The organism is Corallococcus sp. CA047B (assembly GCF_003612065.1).
Classification (GTDB): domain Bacteria; phylum Myxococcota; class Myxococcia; order Myxococcales; family Myxococcaceae; genus Corallococcus; species Corallococcus praedator.
Map to the genome: position 1 here is coordinate 1 of NZ_RAWD01000330.1, position 10,014 is coordinate 10,014.

General features: G+C 66.0%; 7 protein-coding genes. 3 read left to right on the forward strand and 4 right to left on the reverse strand.

Annotated elements, in window-relative coordinates; translation table 11 throughout:
* On the forward strand, positions 1-1,245 hold a 1,245-nt coding region (locus D7X74_RS44570; RefSeq protein ID WP_233602382.1), incomplete at its 5' end, for a methyl-accepting chemotaxis protein.
* Positions 1,246-1,296: 51 nt separating this feature from the next.
* The gene (locus D7X74_RS34315; RefSeq protein WP_120537218.1) at positions 1,297-3,642 is read left to right on the forward strand and encodes a Tex family protein; all 2,346 of its coding nucleotides are present in this window, start codon (positions 1,297-1,299) and stop codon (positions 3,640-3,642) included.
* A 258-nt stretch (positions 3,643-3,900) separates the two neighbouring features.
* On the opposite strand, the gene D7X74_RS45395 is transcribed toward D7X74_RS34315, so the two are convergent.
* From D7X74_RS45395 to D7X74_RS34335, 4 genes are all read right to left on the reverse strand, one after another.
* On the reverse strand, positions 3,901-4,074 hold the full coding sequence (locus D7X74_RS45395; protein ID WP_120537219.1) for an HNH endonuclease: 174 nt from the start codon (positions 4,072-4,074) through the stop codon (positions 3,901-3,903).
* Between the two features lie 107 nt (positions 4,075-4,181).
* Positions 4,182-5,420 (reverse strand): DUF262 domain-containing protein, encoded by a 1,239-nt coding sequence (locus D7X74_RS34325; RefSeq protein WP_120537220.1) that lies wholly within the window; start codon positions 5,418-5,420, stop codon positions 4,182-4,184.
* 375 nt (positions 5,421-5,795) lie between these two features.
* Complete coding sequence (locus tag D7X74_RS34330) at positions 5,796-6,908, reverse strand: hypothetical protein (protein ID WP_120537223.1); 1,113 nt, start codon at positions 6,906-6,908, stop codon at positions 5,796-5,798.
* On the reverse strand, positions 6,905-8,755 hold the full coding sequence (locus D7X74_RS34335; RefSeq protein ID WP_120537221.1) for an HSP90 family protein: 1,851 nt from the start codon (positions 8,753-8,755) through the stop codon (positions 6,905-6,907). Before D7X74_RS34335 ends, D7X74_RS34330 begins: the two co-directional genes overlap by 4 nt.
* 201 nt (positions 8,756-8,956) lie before the next feature.
* On the opposite strand from D7X74_RS34335, the gene D7X74_RS34340 reads away from it, so the two are divergent.
* A complete protein-coding gene (locus tag D7X74_RS34340; RefSeq protein WP_120537222.1) occupies positions 8,957-9,802 on the forward strand; it encodes a metal-dependent hydrolase in 846 nt (281 codons plus the stop codon).
* The last annotated feature ends 212 nt before the right edge of the window (positions 9,803-10,014 follow it).

Consider the following 10,014-nt stretch of genomic DNA (forward strand, 5'->3'; position numbering starts at 1 on the left):
CGCACGCGGCAGGTGGGCGACATCACCGGCACGGTGAAGGACCTGGCGGACCAGTCCAACGTGCTGGCGCTCAACGCGGCCATCGAGGCGGCGCGCAGCGGCGAGTCGGGGCGGGCGTTCGCGGTGGCGGTGCGGATGAACCACGTGGTGGACGGGTGGATCCGCGGCGTCAGCTCCTACCGGCCGCCGTCCAACACGCGGGATGTGCACCTGCTGTCCAACGGCATCGACCTGGATTACTCGCGCAACATCACCGTGGACGCGTGCCAGATGGAGAAGCCCCAGTACATGGGCGGTGGCGGAAATGGCTACCTGTACTCGATTCGCGGCAGTGACAGCCTCTTCAAGGACAGCGTGGCGTACGGCGGGCGGCACAACTTCGACTTCCGCTCCATGCACACCACCGGCAACGTGCTGTTCAACAACCGCGCGTCCAACGGGGACAAGGTGTCCGACTTCCACATGCACCTGAGCGCGGCGAACCTGGTGGACAACACGACGCTCTACCAGGAGCGCTTCGAGGCGGCGGACCGGACGCCCTACGGCACGGTGAGCCACGGCGTCACCACGACGCAGAGCGTGTTCTGGAACACCAACGGGGCGAAGGCCCCGGCCTACGGGGGCTCCAGCGTCGTGCGCTCGCAGCAGTACGGGCAGGGCTATGTGATTGGCATGCGTGGCAGCGTGACGACCGTGGACGTGTCGGTGACGACGAAGACGGCGCCGGCGGACCTGGCGGAGGTGGCGACGTCCGGGAACGAACTGGTGCCGCAGTCGCTCTACGTGGACCAGACGCAGAAGCGCCTGGGGCGCGCGGTGGAGCACGACGCGAGGGCGCTGGTGTACCAGGCGGAGAACCTGAAGCCGACGAGCGCCGGGGACCTGTCGTCCACGAACGTGGAGACGGGCGCGGAAATGGGCGGCATCCGCTACCACAACACGAACGCGGTGGGCGCGAAGGTGACGTACACGCTCATGCCGCGCACGGTGGGCACGTTCGCGGTGCGGGTGCTCACCAAGCGCAACAACGGGCGCGGGCAGTACCAACTGGATGTGGGGGGCGTGGCGGTGGGCGGGACGCGGGACGAGTACTCCAGCGGCACGGCGTACGCGGAGGTGGAGCTGGGGACGGTGACGTTCACCGACCTGGAGCCCAAGCTGTTCACCTTCACGGTGGTGGGGAAGAACGCGGCGAGTACGGGTTACAACGTCGCATTGGATGCCATCCGACTCGTCCGGCGGTAGGGCGCGGCGCGCCGCTGGGAGGCGCGGGCGGACCGGGGTATAGACGGGCCCATGCACGTCTATGCCGCCGCGTTGGCCCAGGAACTGGGCATCAAGCCGGAGCAGGTGGACCGGACCCTCGCGTTGCACGAGGAGGGGGGCACGGTCCCCTTCATCGCGCGCTACCGCAAGGAGGCCACGGGGGGCCTGGATGAGGTCCAGATCCAGGCCATCCTCGACCGCTCGTCGGAGCGCGCGGAGCTGGATGGGCGGCGCGACACCATCCTGCGCAGCATCGAGGAGCAGGGGAAGCTGACGCCGGAGCTGTCGAAGGCGCTCCAGGCGGCGCGCACGCGCGCGGAGCTGGAGGACCTGTACCTGCCGTACAAGCCCAAGCGGCGCACGCGCGCGGCCATCGCCCGGGAGAAGGGGCTGGAGCCGCTGGCGGACCTCGTGTGGAAGCAGGAGGGGCAGCGCGGGGAGAACGTGGACGCGCGCGTGAAGCCCTATGTGGACACGGAGAAGGGCGTCGCGGACGTGGCCGCCGCGCTGGCGGGCGCGCGCGACATCTGCGCCGAGCGCGTGGCGGAGGACGCGAAGCTGCGCCGCGAGGCCCGCGACCTGTGCACGCGGCGGGGCACGCTGCGCTCGGACGTGGTGCCGGCGAAGAAGGGCGAGACGACCAAGTTCGAGAACTACTACGGCCACGAGGAGCCGCTGTCCCAGGCCCCATCCCACCGCGTGCTGGCGCTCTTGCGCGGGGAGGAGGAGGGCGTGCTGAAGGTGAAGCTCGGCCTGCCGGACGACGAGGTGAAGGGGCTCTTCACCGGGCGCGTGGTGACGCGGCCCCAGTCGCTGTTCGCCGGAGAGCTGCGCGCGGCTGTGGAGGATGGATGGGAGCGGCTGATGGGGCCGTCGCTGGAGTCGGAGCTGCGCACGGAGCTGAAGGAGCGCGCGGACAAGGGCGCCATCGGTGTCTTCGGTGAGAACCTGCGGCACCTGCTGCTGACTCCGCCTGCCGGGGCGCGCGCGGTGCTGGCGTTGGACCCGGGACTTCGCACGGGCATCAAGCTGGCGATGATGGACGTGACGGGGACGGTGGTGGAGACGACGACGCTGTACTCGGAGCGCAGCGCGGACGAGCGGGCCCGGGCGGCGAAGTTGTTGGAGGCGGTGGTGCGCAAGCACAAGCCGGAGCTCATCGCCGTGGGCAACGGCACGGGTAGCCGGGAGGCCGAAATCTTCACGCGGGACACGCTGAAGGCGCTGGGCCTGCAGATTCCGGTGGTGTCGGTGAGCGAGCAGGGGGCTTCCATCTACTCCGCGTCGGAGGTGGCGCGGGAGGAGTTCCCGGAGCTGGACGTGTCGCTGCGCGGCGCGGTGTCGATTGGGCGGCGGTTGCAGGACCCGCTGGCGGAGCTGGTGAAGATCGACCCGAAGAGCATCGGCGTGGGGCAGTACCAGCACGACGTGGACCAGGGCCTGCTCAAGAAGAAGCTGGGCGAGGTGGTGGACTCGTGCGTGAACGCGGTGGGCGTGGATGTGAACACGGCGTCACCGCAGTTGTTGGAGCACGTGTCCGGCGTGGGGCCGTCGCTGGCGAAGAAGCTGGTGGCGCACCGGGCGGCGAAGGGGCGTTTCACCACGCGGCGGGAGCTGCTGAAGGTGAGCGGCCTGGGGCCGAAGACGTTCGAACAGGCGGCGGGCTTCCTGCGCGTGCGCGGGCCGGAGCCGCTGGATTCGAGCGCGGTGCACCCGGAGCGTTACTCCGTGGTGGAGCGGATGGCGAAGGACCTGGGTGTGGACGTGGCCTCGCTGGTGGGCAATGCGACGCTGGTGCGCAAGATTGAAGCGAAGCGCTATCTGGGGCCAGAGCTGGGAGAGCTGACGCTGAAGGACATCCTGGCGGAGCTGGAGAAGCCAAGCCGCGACCCCCGAGGCGACTTCACGGCGCACGCGACGCGGGATGACCTGCGCTCGCTGGAGGACGTGAAGGAGGGGATGGTGTTGCAGGGCACGGTGACGAACGTGACGGCGTTTGGAGCGTTCGTGGACGTGGGAGTGCATCAGGACGGGCTGGTGCATGTGTCGCAGCTGTCCACGCGCTTCATCAAGGATGCGTCGGAGGCGGCGAAGGTGGGCGACCGGCTGACGGTGAAGGTGCTGACCGTGGACCTGGCGCGCAAGCGTCTGGCGTTGTCGGTGAAGGCGCTGCAGGAGGGCGGGGCGCCGCAGGCGTCCGGGAAGCCCGCGGTGGGCGGAGCGACGGGGCAGGGCCGGATGACGGAGCGGCCGAGCAGCGGGCCCTCACGGCCGCAGGGCGGTGGGCAGCGGCCTCCGGCGCAGCAGGGGAATCAGGCCCCGGCGCAGAAGAAGCCGGAGCCGTTCAACAATCCGTTCTCGAAGTTGAAGCGCTGAGGCAGGCGTCGAGCTTTTACTTCGAGGCGCGGCGGCTTGGGTCCAAGTCCTTGCCGTCGAACAGATCGAACCAAGTGGCGTTGCCTTTGGCTGAGTCTACCAATCCCGGCCGGGCCGGCATTGATTTGCCATTCCTTTGGGGGGCCGGACGCTTGGTCGTAGCGCTGAGACAGGTCACTTCAAGTGGCAGGGGTGTCACTGCTCTCACAATCCCGCCCTTCGTGAAGATGGCCCGCATCGGCACGTCTGAAGTGAGCTTTATTCGTGGGGAAGCTTGTTTCCTTTGGTGAGATTACAAGGGCCGCATAGCAGAACAAGATTTTCCCAAACGGTCTTCCCTCCTCGTGAACGCGCCAACTTGTGGTCGGCGTGGAGTTGCTTCAGTCCGGCCGGCCCACTGAATCCTCGGAGGCATTCGGGACAGGTGTACATGCCAGAAGCCCTGTCTGTATATCTTCGATAGAAAGACTCTTTCCAGATCTTGGGGAAAAGAATGGAGTCTGGGTCGCAATCGGGAAGATGTTTTGGGCGTGACAATCTTATCCTGCTTTGACAATCTCGGAAATGAGCTTGATGGTGCTATCGCATTGTGCCTTTTGTCCTTTGTCTCCGCCCCATCGTCCTTTGGGTTCTGGATACCCAACTTTTTTAAGCCACTTGGCTCCGGAGTGTCGTGGGGTTCGGATGAACTCGGAGATTGCATCCCACTGGTCGTCCGTAAGGGACTGCGGCTTTAGTTTGAGTTCAACTGCGGCTCCGATGAACAGGGCCATTTGCTTATATTTATCTACGCCCATTCCCGTGAGTCCATGGCCAAGGATGAACTCGATCCACTGGATGAAGTTGTCGAACTCTTTCTCTAGGGGCTTGCCATGTGTAGGAAGAATTTTGGTCTTCCCTCCGGTCTTGTCGCTATGGAGGAGTTGGGCACAGAAGATATCCAGTACCTCCTCGCTTGTTCCTCGGAAGCCAAGGGGTAGGTGTTTCATTGTGTCGGGCGTTGAGACGAGTGCATTGATGTTCTCCCGGTGTCTCTGTACGAGATACCAGAGAAACATTTCGGAAGGAGTCTGCCCCTTGGCCTTAACAGTGTCTGCCCACCAGTCGCTCCACAATTCATGTGCTTTGACATGATCCTTCCAAGGATTCTCTATGCCATGCTTTGTGGCTGTAGAAAGCATCCGCTTGGCGGCATCGGTGTCGGAATAGATTCCCGCCAGTCTGATGAATGTGACGGACTGCGATTCACTGTAGTAGGACAGTCTGATGTCTTGAGGAGAGAGTGGTGTGCCGCCTTCGTTGATTCTTCTGAATATTTCCAGCTTGGCGCTTAATGCTAAATTCTTAGGCAGGTAGATTATGGTGAGGGGGTAGTCATCAAAGACATTGCGCAGGGGCTCAGGGATTTGTTTGTAGTTTTTGTTTCGATACTGTGCGCTCTGTGGTGTTAGGTACACCATCTCCTCGTCGTTGCTAAGTGTAAGCTTCTCGTTTTTGAACTTAAGAATGGTGCTGAGTCGCTGTTGCCCGTCGACCACTTCGATTTTACCTGCTTCTTGCTCTGCGAAGAAAAAGGCAGGAATTGTGAGGTTGTTGAGTAGTGACTCGATAAATAGTGATTCTTTCCTTGCGTCCCATTGCTCGGCGTCGCGCTGGTAGTCTGGGATTACGATCCGACCGCTTTCCATCCGACTGACGACAGTCTGGATGTTTTCGCTTTGTGCTCGTGTGGGATCTTTGACCATCGGCAAGTCAGATGAGATTTCCGGTTTTGTCATGTGGCTCATTTTTGTGTGGTTTGTGGGGCGAGTTTTTTTGGAGGCTCTGGCACGATGACTATTGCTGCCTACCTGCGCTAATGCAATGTTGCTGTATGAGGAAGGCTGCCTGTTTCCTCCTTTCCTGAATGTGATCCTGCGAATACGCTTGGTGGAGTGTTCTGAGCCCCGGCAGTCGGGAGCAGTTTCGGAGCTGGATGGAGGCTTGGTCTGATGCGTTACGGCTGGCAAGGTAGAGTCTGTTGGTGTCCGGCCGGCCGAATGGCGAGTGTGGGCATGTACGCTCAGTTGGGCGCGATAATGGCTGAATAATTGTCACGTAATGTAGGTGGAAAGGCCAAGACGTGCGGGATGCTGTGCCGAGGATAAAGGCCGTTAATCCAACGGAAATAGCCGCGCTTCCTTCGCCAGCACTTCATTGCGCGCCAGCAACTCCGTGAACCGCCGGGTCCCATTGCGAGCATCGAACCGTGCCGCGATGTCGCGCGCCTGCGTCTCCATCCAGTCTCGAAGTGCCCGCGTCGCGTACCCACCGTCCACCGCGTGCAGCGGGAACGCGTTGGGCAGACGCAGGCTCACTTCGTCCCGGCCGTCCGCGGTCACCTGTCCCAACAGGAACGACGCCGCCGCGTAGAAGGTGAACCGGTCGCGGTGGCTGGAGTGCTCCAGCGCCCAGCCCAGGTGCTTCTCCAGCACCGTCAGCCCGCGTGACAGGTTGCCCGTCAACGCCAGGAACTCCAGGTGCTCGCCCACCGTGGCCAGGAACTCGCGGTTCTTCGCCACCATCGCGTAGCCGCGCACGTGGCAGGCCCGCGCTTCCTCCATCCGCTCCAGCTTGAAGAACGGATACAGCAGCGTGCCCAGCGTCAGGTGCGGGATCTCCGCGCAGGACTGACGCCCGTCCAGGATGGGTTTGGCCTTCTTGACCGCCTGCTCCCACTCGCCCCGATCGACGTGGTGGTCCAGCTCGTCGTCCAATTCACAGACACGGCAGTCCGTCAGGTGATCCCGGGGCGCCACCAGCCACGCCTCCCACAGGCGCTCCGCCTCGGCCGTGTCGCCCATGTCCCGAGCCATCTGGTAGCGCAGCTTCAGCGCCGCCCGCTGGCCCGCGTCCAGCTTCGCGAAGCTCTGCTCCACGTCATCCAGCGCGTCCGCGATCTGCTTGCGGCTGATGTGCGGGAACTCGTCCAGCCGCCCCACCACCCACTTCTGCTTCCAGAGCATGTCCTCCGGATCGAACCGCTGCGGGTCCTTCTTCTGCTGCCCCCGGCACCACGCGAAGGCCACCAGCGCCTTGTCCGGGAACCCGCCAAAGGTCGCCGCGTCGATGAGCGCATCACGCAACGCGTACCCCAGCGGCACGTCCCCATGCGTGTCCACCATCCGCACCGCCTCCTCCAGCGTGCGCACCTTGGCGTCGCCCTCGGGCAGCCCTTCCGCGCGCTCGCGCAACGCCTCCACCTGCTGGCGCCAATCCCCCATCAGTGCATCCCCCGCGAGCCGGAACCGGACGAACCATTCCCGCCACCGTCGTCCAGCCGCGCCGCGATGAGCCCCAGGAGGCCGTGGTTCAACAACGCCATCTCCTGTGCGTTCAGCGGGTGCTGCCCCAGGAGCAGCGCCTGCACGTAGAGCATCTCCACCGACAGCTTCAGCAGCTCCCGGTTCTCCACCGCAGCCAGCCTCCGCACCACCGGGTTGTGCAGGTTGAGGCACAACTGCGCCCGCTGTCCTCCGCCCGCGCCCGCCATCACCCCTTCCAGCACGCCCGCGTACAGGTCATCCGACTCCTCGCGCGCCCGCTCCGCGTCCCGCCGGAATGCCCCTTCCGCGTCCGAGCTGTAGAGCGTGGGCACCTCCGCCGGGAAGAACTTCTTCACCTCCACCCCGCAGCGGAAAGGCGCCAGCACCCCTTCGGCCAATCGCAGCAACGGGTAGATGGCCTCGCGCTCGTCCAGCGTCAGCTCCTCGAACGTCTGCGGCAGGTCCGCCGACGAGAAGGCCGCCACCTGCGCGTCCGACACCACATGCGGCAGCTTCTCCAGCAGTGCCGTGTCATGCGTGTACGCCGCGTTCAGCACGCACAGCCCCTGCGCCGCCGCCACCCGCGCCACCTGCCGGAACCCGTCCATCGTCGGCGTGTAGCGCACCACCGGCCAGGAGCGCCGGTAGTCCGCCAACGTCATCATCCCCAGCGATGTCTCGAAGGGCAGCCAGTCGATGACCAGCCGGTAGAAGTCGTCGTCATCCAGCGCCAGCCCCTTCACCGACAACCCGTGCAGCGCAATCAGCCGCTGCAACGACCGGGGCTCCTCGCGCGCCAGGTCCATCAGGTACTGGCGCAGCGACTGCCCCAGCGCCTCGCGCGCCTGCGCCAGCACCGTGTCCTCGTAGAAGGACTCGCGGCTCGCGGTGGGCCGCAACCCGTTCGCGTTCACCACGCACTTCACGAAGAAGGCCCACTCCGGCAGCAGGTTCTCCGCGCTCTCCGACAGCAGCATGTGCTTCAGGTAGACGCGGTGCTTCTGTTTGGCATTGAAGTGCGGCGACGCCGGCAGCACGAACGCCACCCCATCCACGTCCCCCGCCGCCGAGCGCAGCGGAATCACATCCAGGAAGTCCGTGCCGAACACCTCGCGCCCGTAGGCGAGCAACGCCTGTCGCTTCTCTCCCGCCGTCTCGTACAGGCGCCGCCAGGGCGGGCCGTCCGGGTTGAGCTGCTCCGTCGCTCCGCCCACGGTGAGCCGCACGGGAAACGGCAACAGGCCCCCGTAGTGGCGGGCGAGCTGCCGCACCCGCTCCGGCGCGAACCACTCCGCCATGTCCTCGCGAGCGACCAGGTAGACGTGCGTGCCGGGAGCGTCCAGCGGGTGTTCGGAGACGCGCACGTCGTAGGTGCCGTCATGCCGGCCCCGCCACTCCAGCGTGCGGCCGTCCCCCTTCGCCGAGCGCGTCACCACCAGCAACTCGTCACACACCATGAAGCACGACAGCAGGCCGATGCCGAACTGGCCGATGAAGTCGTTGCGGCGCGCCTCCAGCACCTCGCGCTTGGAGGACTCGCCGATGGTCGCGAGGAAGCGGTGGATCTCCTCCTCCGTCAGCCCCACGCCTTCGTCGGTGAAGAGCAGGGTGGGCGGCCCGCCGTCCTGTTTCTCCCGCAGCTCCAGCCCCACGGAGCCGGAGGCCCCGGGCTCCAACTGCTGCCGGGCGCGCAGCGCGTCCGTGGCGTTCTGGAGCAGCTCCCGCACGTACACCCCGGGCGAGCTGTACAGGTGGTGGGACAGGAGGTCGATGACCCCGCGGAGGCTGACTTGGAATCGATGGTCCACGCTGGAATCGAGCGTAGCGCGCGGGCCCCGCCCCGGGGGCTTCAATCCCCCGTGAGGGAATTCTGTCCGGCCCACGGCGGCCGGACACACCAGCCCCCTCCTGCTTCCCCGGAGGGTGCTATGTGGCGCCCCGGCCGAGCGGCGCCTTGATGGCGGCACGGCGACATGTCGTCCCTTTCCTCCCTCCTGGAGCAGACAACGATGCGGACCAAGCTGATGGCAGTGGTGGTGGGCGCGGTGCTGGGTGTCTCGGGCGCGGCGTTCGCGCAGGGCACCCCGACGACCCCGGCGGCGCCCAAGGCGGCCCCGGCTGGCAAGGCCGCTGCTGCGGCGACCGCGGGCAAGACGGAGGTGACGTGGTGGGGCCACGCCGCGTTCGTGGTGAAGACGCCGGGCGGCGCGGTCATCGCCATCGACCCGTGGCTCACCAACCCCAAGGCGCCCCAGGGTGCGACGTGGCCGGAGGCGGTGGACGCCATCCTCGTCTCCCACGGTCACTTCGACCATGTGGGCGAGTCCAAGGCCCTGGCCCAGAAGACGAACGCGAAGGTGTTCGGCTCCTTCGAGCTGGTGTCGCTGCTGGCCCTGCCGGAGGCGCAGTCCATGGGCGGCAACGTCGGCGGCACCTTCCAGGTGAAGGACGCCACCATCCACTTCGTGGAGGCGGTGCACTCCAGCAGCTACCAGGCGGACCCCAAGGCCCCGGCGCAGTACGCGGGCGCGCCCATGGGCTTCGTCATCGAGATCGCCAACGGCCCCACGCTGTACCACTCGGGTGACACCGGGGCCTTCCAGTCCATGGCCCTCATCGCCGAGCAGTTCAAGCCCACCGTGGCCCTGCTCCCCGTCGGCGGCCACTTCACCATGGACCCCGCCCAGGCGGCTGTTGCCGCGAAGCTGCTCAAGGTGAAGACCGTGGTGCCCATGCACTTCGGCACCTTCCCCGCCCTGGCCGGCACCCCGGACGCGCTCACCGCCGCCCTGAAGAAGGGCCGGGGCACCGCCAAGGTGGTCGTGCTGGAGCCCGGCAAGGCCACCGCGCTGTAGTCCGCCTCCGAAGGAAATCCCCCGCGCCCGCCCACCCACACCGGTGGCCGGGCGCGTGCTTTTTCCACCATCGCCAGCTTCCGGTGGATGACGTGCACCGCCGACCGGGGCCGGGTGGCGTCCCGAATGCGACTGGGTTATTTCCCGCCTCATCGCGCACCGGCAGGGGTCCGGCCCGCGTCTCGTGGGGTGTTCCGGTGGCGGTGCTGGTT

Bases quoted from the DNA above. Each gene is read 5' to 3' on its own strand.
- D7X74_RS34315 (WP_120537218.1), top strand. From the start codon at position 1,297: ATGCACGTCTATGCCGCCGCGTTGGCCCAGGAACTGGGCATCAAGCCG.
- D7X74_RS45395 (WP_120537219.1), bottom strand. From the start codon at position 4,074: ATGTACACCTGTCCCGAATGCCTCCGAGGATTCAGTGGGCCGGCCGGA.
- D7X74_RS34325 (WP_120537220.1), bottom strand. From the start codon at position 5,420: ATGACAAAACCGGAAATCTCATCTGACTTGCCGATGGTCAAAGATCCC.
- D7X74_RS34340 (WP_120537222.1), top strand. From the start codon at position 8,957: ATGCGGACCAAGCTGATGGCAGTGGTGGTGGGCGCGGTGCTGGGTGTC.